This is a genomic window from Paenibacillus sp. FSL R7-0179, from assembly GCF_038002265.1.
In the GTDB taxonomy this organism is placed as follows: Bacteria; Bacillota; Bacilli; order Paenibacillales; family Paenibacillaceae; genus Paenibacillus_AQ.
In genome coordinates this window covers 2,105,300-2,122,187 of sequence record NZ_JBBOCC010000002.1, presented here as the reverse complement: position 1 = coordinate 2,122,187, position 16,888 = coordinate 2,105,300, and the positions used below count along the sequence as shown (strand labels likewise).

At 53.0% G+C, this 16,888-nt stretch carries 18 protein-coding genes; 3 read left to right on the top strand and 15 right to left on the bottom strand.

The genetic code is table 11. From position 1 onward, the window contains the following. Positions 1-155: 155 nt before the first annotated feature. On the bottom strand, positions 156-722 hold the full coding sequence (locus MKX63_RS25575; protein WP_341021110.1) for a GNAT family N-acetyltransferase: 567 nt from the start codon (positions 720-722) through the stop codon (positions 156-158). Continuing rightward, positions 710-2,002 (bottom strand): 3-phosphoshikimate 1-carboxyvinyltransferase, encoded by a 1,293-nt coding sequence (gene aroA, locus MKX63_RS25570; RefSeq protein WP_341021108.1) that lies wholly within the window; start codon positions 2,000-2,002, stop codon positions 710-712. Before aroA ends, MKX63_RS25575 begins: the two co-directional genes overlap by 13 nt. A 126-nt stretch (positions 2,003-2,128) precedes the next feature. Between aroA and MKX63_RS25565 the strand changes: the two genes are divergently transcribed. Next, positions 2,129-2,434: a rhodanese-like domain-containing protein gene (locus MKX63_RS25565; protein ID WP_341021106.1), complete on the top strand. Its 306-nt coding sequence runs from the start codon at positions 2,129-2,131 to the stop codon at positions 2,432-2,434. Positions 2,435-2,476: 42 nt separating this feature from the next. Here the strand turns inward: MKX63_RS25565 and MKX63_RS25560 are convergent, their stop codons facing one another. The 4 genes from MKX63_RS25560 to MKX63_RS25545 form a co-directional block, all read right to left on the bottom strand. Continuing rightward, positions 2,477-2,983: a shikimate kinase gene (locus MKX63_RS25560; protein WP_341021104.1), complete on the bottom strand. Its 507-nt coding sequence runs from the start codon at positions 2,981-2,983 to the stop codon at positions 2,477-2,479. Positions 2,984-3,174: 191 nt separating this feature from the next. Beyond that, positions 3,175-4,587, bottom strand: coding sequence for an NADP-dependent phosphogluconate dehydrogenase (gene gndA, locus MKX63_RS25555; protein WP_341021103.1), 1,413 nt, complete (start codon positions 4,585-4,587; stop codon positions 3,175-3,177). A gap of 265 nt (positions 4,588-4,852) precedes the next feature. After that, positions 4,853-5,449, bottom strand: coding sequence for a hypothetical protein (locus MKX63_RS25550; protein WP_341021101.1), 597 nt, complete (start codon positions 5,447-5,449; stop codon positions 4,853-4,855). 327 nt (positions 5,450-5,776) lie between these two features. Then, positions 5,777-7,066: an MFS transporter gene (locus tag MKX63_RS25545; protein ID WP_341021100.1), complete on the bottom strand. Its 1,290-nt coding sequence runs from the start codon at positions 7,064-7,066 to the stop codon at positions 5,777-5,779. Positions 7,067-7,211: 145 nt separating this feature from the next. Here MKX63_RS25545 and MKX63_RS25540 point away from each other — a divergent pair, with 145 nt between their 5' ends. Next, on the top strand, positions 7,212-8,687 hold the full coding sequence (locus MKX63_RS25540; protein WP_341021098.1) for an aminotransferase class I/II-fold pyridoxal phosphate-dependent enzyme: 1,476 nt from the start codon (positions 7,212-7,214) through the stop codon (positions 8,685-8,687). Positions 8,688-8,764: 77 nt separating this feature from the next. Here the strand turns inward: MKX63_RS25540 and MKX63_RS25535 are convergent, their stop codons facing one another. From MKX63_RS25535 to MKX63_RS25510, 6 genes are all read right to left on the bottom strand, one after another. Continuing rightward, positions 8,765-9,088, bottom strand: a complete 324-nt coding sequence (locus tag MKX63_RS25535) for a DUF1292 domain-containing protein (protein WP_019911532.1) — start codon at positions 9,086-9,088, stop codon at positions 8,765-8,767. A gap of 83 nt (positions 9,089-9,171) precedes the next feature. Beyond that, a complete protein-coding gene (locus tag MKX63_RS25530) occupies positions 9,172-9,726 on the bottom strand; it encodes a copper amine oxidase (protein ID WP_341021096.1) in 555 nt (184 codons plus the stop codon). A 256-nt stretch (positions 9,727-9,982) separates the two neighbouring features. Then, the gene (locus MKX63_RS25525) at positions 9,983-10,219 is read right to left on the bottom strand and encodes a DUF3892 domain-containing protein (protein ID WP_036695032.1); all 237 of its coding nucleotides are present in this window, start codon (positions 10,217-10,219) and stop codon (positions 9,983-9,985) included. Between the two features lie 90 nt (positions 10,220-10,309). Further along, positions 10,310-10,753, bottom strand: a complete 444-nt coding sequence (locus tag MKX63_RS25520) for a GNAT family N-acetyltransferase (RefSeq protein ID WP_341021094.1) — start codon at positions 10,751-10,753, stop codon at positions 10,310-10,312. Between the two features lie 113 nt (positions 10,754-10,866). Further along, on the bottom strand, positions 10,867-11,082 hold the full coding sequence (locus MKX63_RS25515; protein WP_341021092.1) for a hypothetical protein: 216 nt from the start codon (positions 11,080-11,082) through the stop codon (positions 10,867-10,869). A 69-nt stretch (positions 11,083-11,151) separates the two neighbouring features. Continuing rightward, positions 11,152-12,228 (bottom strand): site-2 protease family protein, encoded by a 1,077-nt coding sequence (locus MKX63_RS25510; RefSeq protein WP_341021090.1) that lies wholly within the window; start codon positions 12,226-12,228, stop codon positions 11,152-11,154. Positions 12,229-12,678: 450 nt separating this feature from the next. Here MKX63_RS25510 and metG point away from each other — a divergent pair, with 450 nt between their 5' ends. Beyond that, complete coding sequence (gene metG, locus MKX63_RS25505; protein ID WP_341021088.1) at positions 12,679-14,334, top strand: methionine--tRNA ligase; 1,656 nt, start codon at positions 12,679-12,681, stop codon at positions 14,332-14,334. A gap of 109 nt (positions 14,335-14,443) precedes the next feature. Here the strand turns inward: metG and MKX63_RS25500 are convergent, their stop codons facing one another. The 3 genes from MKX63_RS25500 to MKX63_RS25490 all read right to left on the bottom strand — a co-directional run bounded on the left by MKX63_RS25500 (position 14,444) and on the right by MKX63_RS25490 (position 16,846). Beyond that, complete coding sequence (locus MKX63_RS25500; protein WP_341021087.1) at positions 14,444-15,397, bottom strand: aldo/keto reductase; 954 nt, start codon at positions 15,395-15,397, stop codon at positions 14,444-14,446. A gap of 154 nt (positions 15,398-15,551) precedes the next feature. Continuing rightward, positions 15,552-16,361 (bottom strand): helix-turn-helix transcriptional regulator, encoded by an 810-nt coding sequence (locus MKX63_RS25495; protein WP_341021085.1) that lies wholly within the window; start codon positions 16,359-16,361, stop codon positions 15,552-15,554. Positions 16,362-16,423: 62 nt separating this feature from the next. After that, positions 16,424-16,846 carry an NUDIX hydrolase gene (locus tag MKX63_RS25490; RefSeq protein WP_341021083.1) on the bottom strand — a complete coding sequence of 141 codons (423 nt, stop codon included), beginning with the start codon at positions 16,844-16,846 and terminating at the stop codon, positions 16,424-16,426. Positions 16,847-16,888: the final 42 nt, after the last annotated feature.

The window sequence follows — 16,888 nt, the reverse complement described above, 5'->3', positions numbered from 1 at the left end:
TCCCCTTCCGTCTGATTTCGTCCATGCCCTCCGCAGCACTGCTTGCCGCTTCAGCCACGGTTCTGTCATTTTCAGCAACACCTATATCATACAGCGCCGCACCAGAAGTTCCAAATTCCCATCAGCCTTACGTAACTGTTCATTTATATCTGGATCTACGAATCCTCTGGGTGCCCCAAGCTGCACAGCCATACCATATGAATGGAATCCGGCCCCCAATAATCCTGCACTGCTGCATGGGGCGTTCCGAATTTCCGCAGCCATCTGTCCTGCGCTCGCTTATAACCGCTGTCCAGGCAGAATTCGGAAATCCCCCGCTTTCTGAGAAAGACCGTGACCTCCTCAATTAAAGCTGAGCCTACACCCTGCCCCTGAATTTCAGGCAGGACATACAAGCTTCCCAGCTCACCGACAGCCGATAGGCGGTTATCGGTGCAGTTCCGTATGTCCTCTCCGCAAGGCGCATAAGAAACCGTGCCGATAACCACTCCACCGCTTCTGGCCAGCCAGAAATACACATCCGTATCCTGCGGATTCAGCGCAGCATTGGCCATCTGTATCTTGGCTGCGGTCTCCTGCCGGATGTCTTCCTGCAGGTGCCCCAATCCTTCCCGTTCGAAGGCGTCGGCGATCGTCACCTTGAACAGCTTCGATACGGAAGGGATATCTTCCGGAGCAAGAGGTGTGATGCTTAAAGAACCTAGATTGCTCAATTCACCCATTCCACATCCGCACCCAGCAAGCGCAGATGATCGAAATACTGCGGATAAGACTTCGCCACATGATGGGCATCCTTGATCAGCAGCGGCTGGCGGGCCCGCAGGCCAACTACAGTAAGCGCCATAATTACACGGTGGTCATAGTGGGCATTGATCGTTACGCCGCCTTCCACGCCATCCGGTGTGCCATGCACAATGATCTCGTCCCGGCGTTCCTCGACCTTCGCACCGGCCCGGGTCAGCTCAGCCAGATAGTCTGTGATACGGTCGCATTCCTTGTAGCGCAGATTCTCCACATTATAGAAGCGCGAGGTCCCTTCAGCAAAAACCGCCGCAGCTACCATTGCCAGCACTGCATCGGTTGCCGCATCGCCGTCGAATTCTACCGCCTTCAGAATGCCGTTCCCCTGCACATGCACTGTTCCGTTCTCATGGGTGAGCGGCACCTCCATCATCCGCAGCACATCGACAATGGCCCGCTCTCCCTGCTTGCTTCTCTCAGCCAGCCGGTGAATGGTCACATCCGACTTCGTCACCGCTGCGGCCGCAAGCACTGCGGCTGATCCCGGATAATCGCCTTGCACCGTATAGGTCTTGGCTGCATAGTTCTGGCGTCCAGGCACCTTGAAGGACATATAATCGTCAGCCGCATGTACGATAATCCCGGCCTGCTCCAGCACCTCCAGCGTCTGGCCGATGACCACCTTTGATTTCAGATCATCCACCACGATGATCTCACTGTCTTCTTCAAGCAGTGGCGTAAGGAATAAAAGTGCGCTGAGATACTGCGAGCTGACAGCGCCAGAAACGGTAATCCGTCCGCCCTGCGGCTTGCCGCCGCGGATCGTAATGGGCAGCCTTCCGTTATTATGCTCGACCTTCACGCCGAGCTGGCCCAGTGCCAGAATGAGGTCGTCATGCGGCCGCTTGCCGAGAGAATCGGGATACGTATTCACGAAGGTAACCTCCGGGCTAAGAGCAGCCACCGCCATCAGGAAGCGCAGCACAGCGCCGGCATTCCCGACATTCAGCTCCTTGACGTCACGGGGATGGCGTCCGAACCCCTGGACTACGATTTTCTCATCATCTTCAGTCAGGACTGCGCCAAGATCGGCAATACATCTGCGGATCGCGTCGCTGTCCTCACTGTGGGCAGGATGGTAGATCGTGCTGACTCCTTCAGAGAGAGCGGCTACCAGCAGGTAGCGCGTGGTGTAGTTTTTGGAGGACAGAGCTCCGAATTCTCCTTGCAGCGTCGGCGTAGGCCTAACAATAACGTCCATAGTATAAGCGCTCCTTCATCATATATAGTCAGTATGTACGGTCCTGTTTGACAGGGTAATCCGCAGTTGTGTTATCATTGCGTGAAGAAAGTCCATTCCCATTCAGGCAGAAAAGAGGGTACTATCATGAATGAAATTCCGCAAATTACACCGCAGGAGCTGCGTAAGCGGCTCGCTGCCGGCGAAGAGCTTGTACTGATCGATGTCCGTGAAGAGGATGAGGTTGCCTTCGGCATGATTCCCGGTGCACAGCATATCCCGATGGGCCAGATCCCGCAGCAGACGGAGAGTCTTCCGTCAGACACTGAGATCATCTTCATCTGCCGTTCCGGCAACCGCAGCCAGCGGGTCTGTGAATATCTGCAGCAATTCGGCATTCAAGGCTCTAACCTGAGCGGCGGCATGATCGAGTGGGATGATACCGAAGCGTAATTGAACTTCATCCTGATGTTAAGCGCCAACACACATAAAAGCTCAAGCGCGGTAACGCAGTAAAATGTATTGCGAGACCTCAGCCACATTCAGCTCCGTTGTATCGACCGTGCAATGCGCGAAACGGTAAGCTTCCCTGCGCTGTTCCATAATGGAACGGACCCGGTTTGCCGCATTGCCGGCGAGCAGCGGCCGGTTCACATCCCCGCTGACCCGTTCAATAATGGCATCCTCCGTGGCTGTAAGAGCCACAACAAATCCATGCTCCAGCATGACTGCGGCATTCCCTGGCGCAAGAACCGCCCCTCCGCCTGTAGAGATCACTTTGCGCTCTCCCTGCAGCATTTCCTGAAGCACCGCTGATTCAATGCGCCGGAATGCCTGCTCTCCGCCTTCTGCGAAGATATCCGCAATACTGCGGCCCTCTCTTCCGGTAATTACTGCATCCAGATCAACCAGTTCATAGTCAAGCTCCTCAGCCAGAATGGCGCCTACTGTAGACTTCCCCGTAGCCATCATCCCGACGAGAATGATATTTCGATCGTCCATAACAACCTCCAAGCCGCGACATTTGTCATATCATAACACAGGGTGAAAAGTTTGCACAATGCCGGCAGCCTTCATTTTGAAGCGGCCTGTACCTGCCATGGCTATGCCACATGGATGCAAAAAACCCGATAGCCCTCCGCGTGAAGCGGAAAGCATCTCGGGTTCCTAAGCATGAAGCTGAACGCTGCCTGTTACTCTGCCAGCCAGTTGTGGTGGAACACGCCTTCTTTGTCCACACGCTTGAAGGTGTGAGCGCCGAAGTAATCGCGCTGTGCCTGCAGCAGGTTCGCTGGAAGACGTTCTGTACGGTAGCTGTCGTAGTATGCAAGGGCGCTGGAGAATCCCGGAACCGGAATGCCCAGAGTTACAGCCGAAGCGATAACCTTGCGCCATGCCGACTGGTAGTTGTCCATAACATCCTTGAAGAACGGATCAAGCAGAAGGTTCTTCAGCTCTGCATTGTTCTCATAAGCATCTGTGATGTTCTGCAGGAACCGGGAACGGATGATGCAGCCGCCGCGCCAGATTTTGGCCAGCTCGCCGTATTTCAGATTCCAGCCGTATTCGTCAGAAGCTACACGCAGCTGGGCAAAGCCCTGGGCATACGATACGATCTTGCTGGCGAACAATGCTTTGCGCACGTTCTCGATGAATTCAGCCTTGTCGCCGTCGAAAGGAGCCACAGCAGGTCCGCTCAGCACTTTGCTGGCTTCAACGCGTTCCTCCTTCATGGCCGACAGGAAGCGGGAGAAGACAGATTCGGTAATCATGGACAGCGGCACGCCTAGATCCAGCGAGCTTTGGCTTGTCCACTTGCCGGTACCCTTTTGTCCGGCAGCATCAAGGATAACATCCACCATCGGCTTGCCGGTCTCTTCGTCATACTGAGCGAAGATATCCTTCGTAATCTCAATCAGATAGCTGTCCAGCTCGCCATTGTTCCATTCTGCGAAGGTGCTGTGCAGCTCCTTGGCATCCAGACCCAGGACGTCCTTGAGCAGGTGGTAGGCTTCGCCAATCAGCTGCATGTCACCGTACTCGATACCGTTATGCACCATTTTCACATAGTGTCCTGCACCGTCCGGCCCGATATATGTACAGCAAGGCTCTCCGCCCACATGGGCTGAAATCGCCGTAAGGATAGGTTCAACCAGCTTATACGCGCTTTCCTGACCGCCCGGCATAATGGAAGGACCCTTGAGCGCGCCTTCTTCACCGCCGGACACGCCGGTGCCGACGAAGCGGAAGCCTTTGTCTTCAAGATATTTACTGCGGCGTACCGTGTCAGGGAAATAAGCGTTACCGCCATCAATGATGATATCGCCTTGATCCAAGAACGGCAGAAGCTGCTCAATGGTGGCATCTGTAGCCTGGCCTGCCTGAACCATGATCAGAATCTTGCGCGGTACTTCGAGTGATTGTACAAACTCTTCAACGGAGAACGTACCCACCAGGTTCTTGCCCGCTGCTTCTGCGACCAGATCATGTGTCTTCTCCGGGGAACGGTTAAACACGGATACGCTGAAGCCTTTGCTCTCGATGTTAAGAGCCAAATTCTTGCCCATTACCGCCAAGCCAATAACGCCGATTTGTTGTTTTGACATCTGGTTCTCCACCCTTTGCACCCTGTATTTTTGTGAAATCCATTTCTCGCAGTATAAGAATACCACCCTTTGTCAGAGACAGCAAAGTTCCGCCTGCGAAAGAGAGATCAATTTCATTGACAAACTTCGATCCATCAGGGAAATTGCTCACAATGACTATTTTAACGGTTTTGTGCGCAGAAGTGAACCCCCGTCCTCAAGAAAGGCTCAATAAAAGGACACCCCGCGATGGGATGCCCTTAACTGCATGTATTCACTTCGCACCCTACCATTCCAGCGCTGCAAGCTCCCTGGTCAATTGCTCAAGCCTCGCTGTGCTGGCCGCTACCGCTTCCTTATCGCGTTCACGCATAGCTTCATTCAGCAAGTCGAGCTGTTCATCCACGGCAAGCCTGCGGTCGCGGATTCGCTCTTCGCCCTCTATGGAGTAGAACAGCTTCGTCAGCTCCTGATCGGACAAAAGCGGCCCCTTCTGGTACAGCACCCGCTGTTGATAACCGGAAATCTCCACCAGGCGGATGACTTCACCGAATAAAATATTCTCTATAATGATCTGACGGTCACGGAAGCGCTTGACAACGGCATGACCTCTCATATCCCCAATCAGCTTCTCCATCCATTCTGACAGGCGCGCATCACGGATCATGTAATCTCCCACCAGCTTGAAGCCGTCCTTAATCCGCTGGAAGCGCAGCTTCACAAGCTTGCGGCCGGTGCGCACCGAAATAAGAAAAACACTCTCGTTCTCACTCCAGTACAGGGAATAACCTTCCTTGATCAAGTCCTTGATTAGATCCTGGATATGCTGTCTGTCGAACCGCAGCTCCAGATTGCAGTACTCCACTTCATCATTTTTGTTCACGGCACTCCCCCCTAACTGCTTGATTTAAGCATCGTCAGCTTCATGGCCTAACCTAAGAGTAGAACAGACTGCCGGACCTCCGCCTGCACCTTGGATCTTTGCGTAGCTTACACTTATTTTATACTTCATATTATGTAGCGGTAACTTGGTTTATTGACTATTTTTACCCGTTTTTGGCCTTTTCCAAACGCTGGTACCCACTTTAGGAGGTATGGACCAGCCCTTTTATACGCAAAAACAGCAATAAAGCCGCATTCCTCCCCTTTTCAGGCGGTCTGCGGCTTATTGCATTTCTGCACCGGGTTCACTTCCCTGTGCCAGCTGGACTCAGTGCGCCCTGCCGTGCTTCAGCTTCGTCCGGTGGACGATCAGCAGATGCAGGCCGAATAATATAACCATTACTCCCGCGCTGGCCAGAAAAGGAGCGCCGTGGCTGACCGTATCCCACAGCTTGCCTGACACCACCGGACCGGCAACCATCCCTGAGCCCTGCAGCGTCAGGAAGAGCCCCCAGACGGTCCCGCGTTCGCCTTCCGGCACCTGCTTCGCCAGGAAAGCGTTCCACGCCGGAAGAATCAGCGCATAGCTGATCCCGACCAGCGCCACCGCCACGAAGGCCAGCGGCAGCCAGCGGACCTGTGAGAAGAAGGCCATGGAGCAGGCTGCCAGCAGGAAACCGATATTAAGGAAGATGGAAGTACCGACCTTATCGACCAGCTTCCCGGCGGGTATAAGTGTCAGTACGGTAATTCCTCCCCCGGCAATCAGCAGCAGGCTGAACTGGTTCGGGGTGACATGCAGCTCCGAGCGTGCAAACAAGGTGACCACCGGGGTCATAAGCCCAATCGCAAAAGCCTGCAGGAACAGCGCCGGGAACAGCAGACGGCTTACCTTCAGTGAGGAGGTGACCTGCTGCCAGGTCCGCTTCAGACTCTCCAAGGGCCTTACCGGCTTACGCGGTACCGGCGGTCCCTCTGCCGATATCTCACGCACCACACGCGGCGCATGCCCGCCGATCTTCGAAGGCAGGAACAGCGCCACGGCTACAACGGCGGCAGCGAAGCCCATCAGCACCAGGAAGACTGTCCGGTAGCCCTGTCCGCCATGATCCATCATGAAGTTGACGATAATCGGCCCGACTCCGGTTCCGGCCAGGGAGGCCATCTCCACCGCCCCCATAGCTGCGCCGCTGCTGCCGCTCTTGGTTGAGCCCGCCAGCTCGGTGATGCCTGTCATCGTGCAAGGCCACAGCGGCGAGGTACCAATCCCCAGAATCAGACAGGCGATGGACAAGCTTACGGCATCTTTGGCATAGATAATCAGCCCGACAGCCACGACCAGCAGCAGCAGCGCTCCTGTCATCGTCCAGCGGTAGCCGATCCGCTCCATCACCCAGCCGAACGGGCTGCGGAACAGGTTATCCCCGAGATACTGCAGCGCGAAGGCGAATCCGACCACTGTTACGGAGAGACCCAGAATATTCTCCATGTAGACTGGCAGCAGAGCTACCAGCAGCGAGCCTTTGACGAATTCGACCAGGAAAATAATGATCCACATTTCTAATATGAACGGTGAGGCTAAACTGATATGCATACGTTCCGCTGCTTTGCCAGACATTTCATCACATCCTAGTATTATGTTGATTGATTTGTTATACTGATGCTTGCTCAAGTAGAAATGGGTATTCCGTCCCTCCGGGGACACCTTTTGCTTCAGCGAAATCAAAAAAACCACTCTTCGCGAAAGGTTGTGACAGCATTAAATGAATCAACAAGCTACTCCCCTCTTCACTGCTCTCAAAAAGCATGCCGCCGGAAATCCAGTTCAATTCCATATTCCGGGACATAAGAAGGGGCTAGGGACCGATGCCGAATTCCGTGAGTTTATCGGCGATAACGCTCTATCCATAGATTTGATCAATATTGCACCGCTTGATGATCTTCATCAGCCCACCGGGGTTATCCTTGAAGCTCAGAAGCTGGCTGCAGAGGCTTTCGGCGCCGATTACACGTATTTCAGTGTACAAGGCACGAGCAATGCCATCATGACTATGATCCTCTCTGTCTGCTCAGAAGGAGACAAAATTATTGTGCCGCGCAATATTCACAAATCGGTGATGTCGGCCATTATTTTCTCCGGAGCCAAGCCTATTTTCGTCTCTCCTGTACAGGATGAGAATCTTGGGATAGACCACGGCATAACCACCAGCTCGCTGGAACGGGCTTTAAGGCGCCATCCGGATGCCAAGGGTGTCCTCGTTATCAATCCGACGTATTTCGGCGTATGCGCCGACCTCCGTTCGATTGTCGACCTGGCCCATAGTTACGGGGTTCCCGTACTTGTGGACGAGGCACATGGAGTACTGATTCATTTTCATGAGGACTTACCGGTATCGGCCATGCAGGCCGGTGCAGACCTGGCAGCAACCAGCGTGCATAAGCTGGGCGGCTCCATGACACAGAGCTCGGTACTGAACCTCAATGCCAAGACGGGTCTTGTCAACCCACAACGGGTACAGACCATTCTCAGCATGCTGACCACCACTTCAACCTCATATATTCTGCTTGCCTCTCTGGATACCAGTAGACGCAACCTTGCCCTGAACGGACATGAGATGGCGGCGAGAACGATTGCCCTGTCGACCTATGCCCGTAATTCAATTAATGAGATTGAGGGGCTGTACAGCTTCGGCAAAGAAATTCTCGGAACAGAAGCCACCTTCGATCATGATCCGACGAAGCTGAACATTCATGTACGCCACCTGGGCATTACCGGTTACGAGACCGAGAACTGGCTCCGGCAGAAGTATAACATCGAAGTTGAACTCAGCGACATGTATAATATTCTTTGCCTGATTACCCCTGGAGATACTAAAGAATCTGTAGATAAGCTGCTTGCGGCGCTGCAGGTGCTCTCAGCGATCCATTACAGCAAGGGTGAGATCTATGAGCTTAAGGTACAAGTGCCGAATATCCCGCAGCTGGCCCTAATCCCGAGAGATGCCTTCTACGCGGATACACAGCTGATTCCCTTCCGGGAGTCTGCCGGTTACATCATTGCAGAGTTCATCTACGTCTATCCGCCGGGTATTCCTATTCTTCTCCCTGGAGAAGTTATTACCCAGGATAATATCGACTATATCATCGACCATGTAGAAATCGGATTGCCTGTCAAAGGACCTGAGGACCGCAGCATTACCAATATAAAAGTTATTGTCGAAGCAGAGCCGATCTCCTAAGGCTTTTCCCATAGCAGTGCGACATGCAAAACCCCGATACGTATAGAGTATCGGGGTTTTGCATGAATGCCTGAAATCTATTCTTGCTGGGCAAGCAGCTCGTTATAAGCTTCTTCAACAGCTTTCCATTCAGCTTCATCTTCAATGTTGTACAGAACCATTTCCTCGTCTTCTTCTTCCATACGAAGGATGATTCCGTCTGCTTCCGGGTTCTCGCGCTCAAGCAGCAGGGCGTACAACTTCTCGCCTACGTCGAACGTTTCCACCAGTACCATTTCTACATCTTCGCCCTGCTCGTTCGTCAAGGTCAGCACAAACTCCTCGTGCTCATGGTCGTGATCATGTCCGCAACCGCATGCTTCACCATGTTCATGGCCATGCTCATGTTTGTGATCGCTCATTGTAATACCTCACTTTAATTGAATTATCCTACATTTGGTATCGTAACACGTAAGATAAGGACAGGTCAATTTGCAGGAGGGACTTAATTCTTGGATGAAGCCGTAACTACCTTCTCGGACACAAGAATGTACTCTCCGTTCTTGGACGCCTTCATGAAGAAGCCAACACTATATTTGCCCGGTTCCTTGAAATCATAGGTGAATTCCGGTGTGGAGAACCAAAAATCCTCATTCTTGGAGCCGGCAGCATCCTCCAGAATATCCTTCACATTCCCGGCAGGATCGGTAATCGCCACCTTCACGGCAGCAATGCTGTCCTTCAGGCTGTCCACCTGTGTCAGAATCTTCATCTTCAGCTTGCCTGTGTTGACATTGCCGAATACCGTATCGCCTTTGAACAGTACGATATGAACGTTCGGCTTAAGGATCGTCACTCTGCCCGAGCCGTCCCAGCTGACGATCCCCCCGGCCTCTCTGGCGGGAATATAGGTCTTGCCGTCAATCAAATAGCCGCCATCGGCTATTTCCTTTCCATTGCTCCATACTTTGATCCTCTGGTTCACAGCGTCCGCGAACAAATAGGAGCTTCCCATCATGAAAAACACAACCGTGCAAAGAGCAATTTTTCTCCATCTCATTGTAAAGCCCCTCCAAATAATTCATGCTGTTAATGTATACTGCTAAGCCAACGACAAGTTGCGCAGAATTCAGGGAATTATTTCTTTTTGCAGAAGAAAAGAAAATCAAGCCCTTCAGCAACCGGTTTCGGCATGTGCAGCAGACGTTAACGCAGCATTATTGGAGAAGCTGCTGTCTCCTCTGGACATAGAAACGGCCGGACTTCAGCGCCTGTAAGACGCCTGTCCGGCCGTTCCTCCTGTTATCTATGCCCGGCTAAAATTGCGGAAGCTGATCCAGATTATTCGTAGGATCTCCGTCTGCATCGCCGCGGATATACATTTCGCCATCTTTACCTTTAAAAACATTAACGCCAGCTATGCTGCCGGACTGCACCTCCTGAAGTGCCTGCTGATAATCCAGCACACGTCCGGAGGAGGTCTGGAACCCGGTCAGGTCCCCGTCACCGTTACGTTTGGCGGCAATAAAGCGTTCCCGTTCTTGATTCATCACTTAGGATCGTCTCCTTCGCACTAGAATTAGCCAGCTGCTCTGGCCGATTCTAGCTTGTCCATCGCAGCGAAAGAGTATGTACCAGGAAGTTTATAGGGCCTTACTCATTCTGACATGCAGAATTCCGGCATCATAGAAGGGTTCCTTGGAAATCACTTCATAGCCAAGCTTGCGGTAAAAGGGTTCTGCTTGACACTGGGCATCCAGAATGGATGCCTGCAGCCCCAGCTCACGTGCGCGTTCTTCCATAGCCAGCAGCAGGATACGTCCGCATCCCTTGGCACGGAAGGCCCCGTGAACGGCAATCCGCTGCATCTTGGCGGTGTCCGCTTTATAATAGATCATCCGGCCGGTTGCTGCCGGCTGCCCGCCCTCCATGAGCAGAAAATGATGCACATGCTCACTGATAGCATCATATTCGTCGATTTCCTCTTCTACCGGCACCTTCTGTTCTTCCACAAATACCTTCTTGCGGATCTCCAGCGCCATTTGAAGCTGCTCCTCTGTAGTAACATGTACGATTTCCACTGCCATCCCCTGGCTCCTCTCTGTAGGTCCAATCAATATGGAGCATTATACAGAATTATTAATATTCTGTATAGAGCCTGAGCGTTTCGGGGCAAGGCCAGCGGGCAGGGAGACTGTACTCAGGGAGTGTCATAGACCTCCTCGGGAATCGGGCGGTCATACACATCCCGCAGAACCGGCGAGGTCAGGCTATCCCGTGAATTCAGACTTCCGTCTAGTCCGGTCATGTTGTGCACATCCGTATATTCAGGAATCTCCTTGCCTGACGCACATCCGGCGATTCCCAGAAGGAGACACGCTCCAATCCATAATAGACATACTCTTGCCATACGCATTGTTGTTACCCCCTTATCCTTCTCGGCTCTTTACAGCTTTGACGAAACGGGAGGTTCATAAACGAAGCTCTACAGATTTACATTGCCAACCACATGGACAAGATACATCATACCCCCGAGAACTCCAGCAAGGACAAAATACGCCGCCCCATATCTCCAGCGGGAAGCAGCCGGCACATCATAGTACTTATCATTGTCATAAACAGTGAAGCTGATCTCACAGGTCATCTTCAAGTGAAGGCTGGCGTCCACATACAGCTGGTCGAGCTGCACGACTTTGACTTTTCCGATCAGCGACTGTACCGGCAGGGTCGTCGTTCCATAGTAATCCAGGTTATCCCAGCGTACCCCGACGAACTGCTGGCGGTTCAAATCACTGTAGGTGGTGAACGGCAGCTCCCGTTTATGCTCGGGGCCGGGGATCAGGTACCCTTGCTCCTGCAGATCCTCTATGGGGATCAGGAAGCTTTTAAGCACCGTATGCATCTGATTCTTCGTACGCCGGCTGATGTACTTCTTATACATATCATAGGCGAACATTACCCAGATGATGCCGAACAGGATAGATTTCAAATAGATAATTACAGCTAAGCCTCCAATGAGCCCTACCAGCCATAACCAGCGGGTAACTGCCGTGGCAATTCTCCCCCCGTCCAGCGGATGGATCGGCAGCAGATTAATCAAATTCAGGAAGAAGCCGATGTAGGCCAGTGAATATAACAAGGGGCTATGATAATAATAGGCTGCTCCGAACACAATCAGTGCACCGATACTCCCCAATATAGGACCGCCAAAAGCGACATAAGCTTCCTCCCTGGCATCCAGCGGCTGCTTCTTCATCGTAATCAGTGCGCCCATAAAAGGAATGAACAACGGAGCGCTTACCGGCAGTCCGATCCGCTTGGCAGCGATCACATGGCCGATCTCATGAACGAATAATAACGCAACGAAGCCCACAGCGAATTGCCATGGCGAAATTAGTGCATAGGCCCAGATCGATACCATCATGGAGATTAGCGGACCTGCGATTTTACCCAGCTTGAGCAGAGAGATGATGGCTTTTCCCTTAAGCAGCAGCAATACCGCCCCACTGCCCAGCCATCCCCATGCGCCTGAGCTTTTTTTCTCCTGTTTGTTTTCCTGCAATAGTCTCAATCTCCTTTTGATCTCTCTTACTCTCTACTGTCGCACAGGAGTGCGGTGGATTGCAAATAGACTTATGATGTTGACAAATCTCCCGGGCTGCATATATGATATCCAGTAATTAGGATACCACAATAGCTGCGAAGAGAAAGAGTACCTCGGCAATTCTTCCACAGAGAGCTCCGGCCGGTGAAAAGGAGCAAAGAAAACCCTTGGGAATATGGTCTCAGAGCTGCGCACCGAAACCTGGCATTAACGGGTCGTAGGCTGCGCCGGAACCCGCATCCGTTACCATGCTAGGGTATACCCGCATTTTTATGCGGTCGTACCTGAAGAGGTGAATGCCGCGAGGCATTGATGAATTTGGGTGGTAACACGTGAGCACAGGCTCTCGTCCCTTTGGGGGATGAGTGCCTTTTTTGCGTCCAATGAATTTGAGGAGGAGAGAGAGATATGACTAACATTTTTATCGGAGGGGCTTGGCCTTATGCCAACGGCTCCCTGCATCTGGGCAGACTCGCCAGCATTCTTCCGGGAGATATTCTGGCCCGCTACCACCGTGCCAAAGGTGACGCTGTACTCTATGTATCCGGCAGTGACTGTCACGGCACCCCCGTTGCTGTACAGGCGGCGCAGGAGGGTGTAACGCCGGGCGAATTCGCCAGCCGGTATCATGAGGAGTTCGCCGATTGCTTCCGCACCTTAGGCTTCACTTATGACTTGTATACCCGGACCGATCAGGCACATCACCACAGCACGGTACAGGAGCTGTTTCTTAAGCTGCTGGATCACGGGTATCTGTACCAGAAATCCAGTCTCCAGTGCTATTGTGAGCAGGACCAGCGCTTCTTGCCGGACCGTTATGTCCATGGCCTCTGCCCGGTCTGCGGACAGCATGCCCGGGGAGATCAATGCGATTACTGTTCAACAATTCTCGATCCGGTGGATCTGCTGGAACGCACATGTGCCCTCTGCGGCACTGCGCCTGTGCTGCGCTCTACTCAGCATTACTATCTGTCGCTGTCCAGCTTCCAGCAAGCACTCACAGAATATGCTGATTCCGCGCAGGGCTGGAGAGATAATGCCGTCCGGCTAACCCGCAGATATCTGCAGGAAGGTCTGCAGGACCGTGCAGCAACACGCGATCTGGACTGGGGCGTGGATGTGCCCACTCCCGGCTTCGCAGACAAGAAAATCTATGTCTGGATCGAAGCGGTCAGCGGCTATCTGTCCGCCAGCAAGCAGTGGGCGGCGGAGACAGGCAACCGGTGGGAGGATTTCTGGTCTATAGCATCCGCACAAAATAACGATGGGCAGCCGCCAATAACCGCTTACTATGTGCATGGGAAGGACAATATTCCTTTTCACAGCCTGATCTGGCCGGCTCTCCTGCTCGGAGCTGAGGAACTGCATCTGCCGGACCGGATCTTCTCTTCTGAATATCTGACCCTGGAAGGGCAGAAATTCTCCACCAGCCGCAATTGGGCGGTCTGGGTGCCGGATATTCTCAGCAGGTATGACCCGGACTCGGTCCGTTATTTCCTGACGGCGAACGGTCCCGAGAAGCGGGATGCCAACTTCTCCTGGAGAGAGTTCGTCTATAGCCATAACAGCGAGCTGCTGGGCGCGTTCGGCAATTTCGTCAACCGCAGCCTCGTGTTCCTGAATAAGTCCTGGAATGGCAGAGTTCCAGACGGAGATTTGGACGAAGTATGGGTTGGCAGGCTGGAGCAGCTGTATAAGGAAGCAGGAAGTCTGATTGAGGCCGGACATTTCAAGGAAGCTCTGGAATTCATCTTCTTGCATATCCGCCAGGCCAACAAATATTTCGATGAACAGCAGCCTTGGCTCCAAATCAAGCATGATCCTGCTGCCGGGGGCAACACGCTGTACACCTGTGTTCAGATTATTGCCAACCTGGCAAACCTGCTGAACCCGTTCATTCCTTTCTCCTGCGAGAAGATTAGAGGCTTCCTATCCATAGAACAGCCTGTATGGCACCCGGTATCCATCCTTGCAGGGCAGCCTATATTGGAGCTTAAATTACTGTTTGAGCGGATAGAGGTGCAGCGGATCGAAGAGGAGCTGGAGCGGATGGGGATGGATTAAAAAAGCGTTCTTCCCGCATACCGCTCACTAAAGCAAGCGGCGCAGGCAAAAACGCTCCGGGAAAAAAATAGGAATGGATGCACAGCAGCTGTCCGCTCTGTGTGATAGCTTAGTTCTGGCCGGGGTAACGTGCTCCGGCTGCAATTCCTTGCGGGGATATCCGCTCAATCCGTGCGAGATCCTCTGCCGTCAATGTAACCTGAAGCGCTCCGAGGTTCTCTTGTAACCGCTCCAGCCGCTTCGTGCCGGGGATCGGTACAATCCGCTCTCCTTGTGCTAGAAGCCAGGCCAGAGCAAGCTGTGCCGGGGCGCAGCCCTTCTCGGCTGCCATCTGCCCGATCAACGAGACGACCTCCAGGTTCCGGGTGAAGTTCTCTCCCTGGAACCGCGGGTAATGGCGGCGGTAATCATCCTCCGGCAGATCATCGAAGCTCTTGATCTGTCCAGTCAGAAAACCGCGGCCCAGCGGGCTATAAGGAACGAAGCCGATGCCCAGCTCCTTGACCAGCGGCAGAATCTCATCCTCCACCTCCCTGCTCCAGAGTGAATACTCTGTCTGCAGGGCGGTCAACGGATGCACCGCGTGTGCCCGGCGGATCAATTCAGGCGAGGCCTCGGATAAGCCGATAAAGCGGATCTTCCCTTCCTTGACGAGGTCAGCCAGGGTACCGGCGGTTTCCTCAATTGGGGTGTTCGGATCAGGACGGTGCTGATAGTACAGATCGATATAATCTGTGCCGAGTTGATAGAGGCTGGCATCTACGGATTTTTTGATATAGGCCGGATCTCCCTTGGTTCCCTGAGTATGCGTAATGCCGAATTTGGTCGCAATCACCGCCTGATCTCTCCGGCCCTTAAGCGCCCGTCCGAGAAGCCGTTCATTGCCGCCGAAGCGCTGCTGCTCGAAGGCTCCATAGATATCCGCTGTGTCCAGCAGAGTTACGCCCAGATCAAGCGCACCATGAATGGTTCTTACAGACTCTTCATTATCAGGCATCATCATCGTTCCGAGTCCCAGAGCTGATACGCTCAGCCCTTCGTTACCGAGTATTCTTGTATGCATATGGTTGCCTCCCTCTGTCCCTGTAATAGATCTTTCGAACATGTCTTATTCTAACCGTCCTGCCATGGAGCAGCCACAGTACGTTCATACTAGTAAGATCATTACCAGGGAGCAGCGGAAAACGTATGGGGTATGTCCCTCACAGAATCGTCTGCTACGTCATAACAGGGGTATAGATACAAATATGCAGGCCCGGGTGATCCGCCAGATTTGCCATCGAATTGATATCGTATACGACAGGCTGACTTGTACCAAGGCTCTCTATGACCACACGGTTGACCCTTTTGCCCTGAATATTGTGCTGCTTCCACATCCCGGCGAAATCTGCACTGTCCTCCAAGAGCTGATCGACCATCTCCTTGTGCCAGGGATCATGCAGGTTCAAGTCATAATAGGTTCTGTACACACCTACTGAATGTAGGGCGAACTCCTCCCAGTTCAGCATCCGGCGGCGCAGCTCCAGATCCAGGAACAGAAGACGCATCATAATGCGCTCTGAAGCAGACAGACCTCCGAAATCACTTAGCACTTCACTCGCTTTATCATTCCAGGCCAGCACCTCAGACCGCTCATTCGTTATAAAAGACGGATAAGTCAATTGGCGGATAATATCCCGCCACTGCGGGTTCAGCTCCGGATTGACCGTATCTATAGAAGCAAGTGTATCCGGCAAGCCAGGATTCCAAAGCTCAAACAGGTGCTTGCGCTCATCTGCCGACAACCGCAGCGCCTGACTGAGACTCTCCATGACCTCTCTGGAAGCGGTAACCTCCCTGCCCTGCTCCAGCCATGTATAATAAGTGCTGCTGAGGCCGGCCAGAACCGCAACCTCCTCCCGCCGCAGACCTGGCGTTCTGCGCTGACTGTTCGTTTCCTTGATGCCTGCAGCTGCTGGCTGCAGACGGTCCCGCCGTGATCTCAGGTAGTCGCCAAGACGCTTAAACCTCGTAATCTCATTACTCATGAGCTGGGCCTCCTTTCAGCCAATCGTGTGTCTATTCTACCAGAAATACGATTAAGATTGATTCACAGATGCTTCACATATTCACATACTCTCGCATATAGCGTGGGGTAGATCCCCGGGTAGGTCACCGCCTGCGGCAGCTCGCTGAAGCTTCGAAGCTCCGCCATTTCGAACGGGGGCATAGCTCCGAACCTTTTGACATCTGCATAATACAACATTCCGTAGCTCTCTCCCAGCTCATCACTGCTGACCGAATAGATGCATAGCGGATGCAGCTCATAATCTTCGGCGCCTGTCTCTTCATAGAGCTCTCTTACCGCAGCTTCCCCGGGGCTCTCCCCCGCCTCAATATGCCCCCCGGCAAATTCCCAGGTGGACCGCTCACGCTGCCGCACAAGCACCCAATCTTCGCCTTGCTTCATAAAAATCACCACATATTTTAGACTCACCCCAGGGCGCTCCGCTTCATGTAACGTTACGATCATGATAGAATTTCACCTTTTATGTTGTTGGTTAAGGAACTTCCA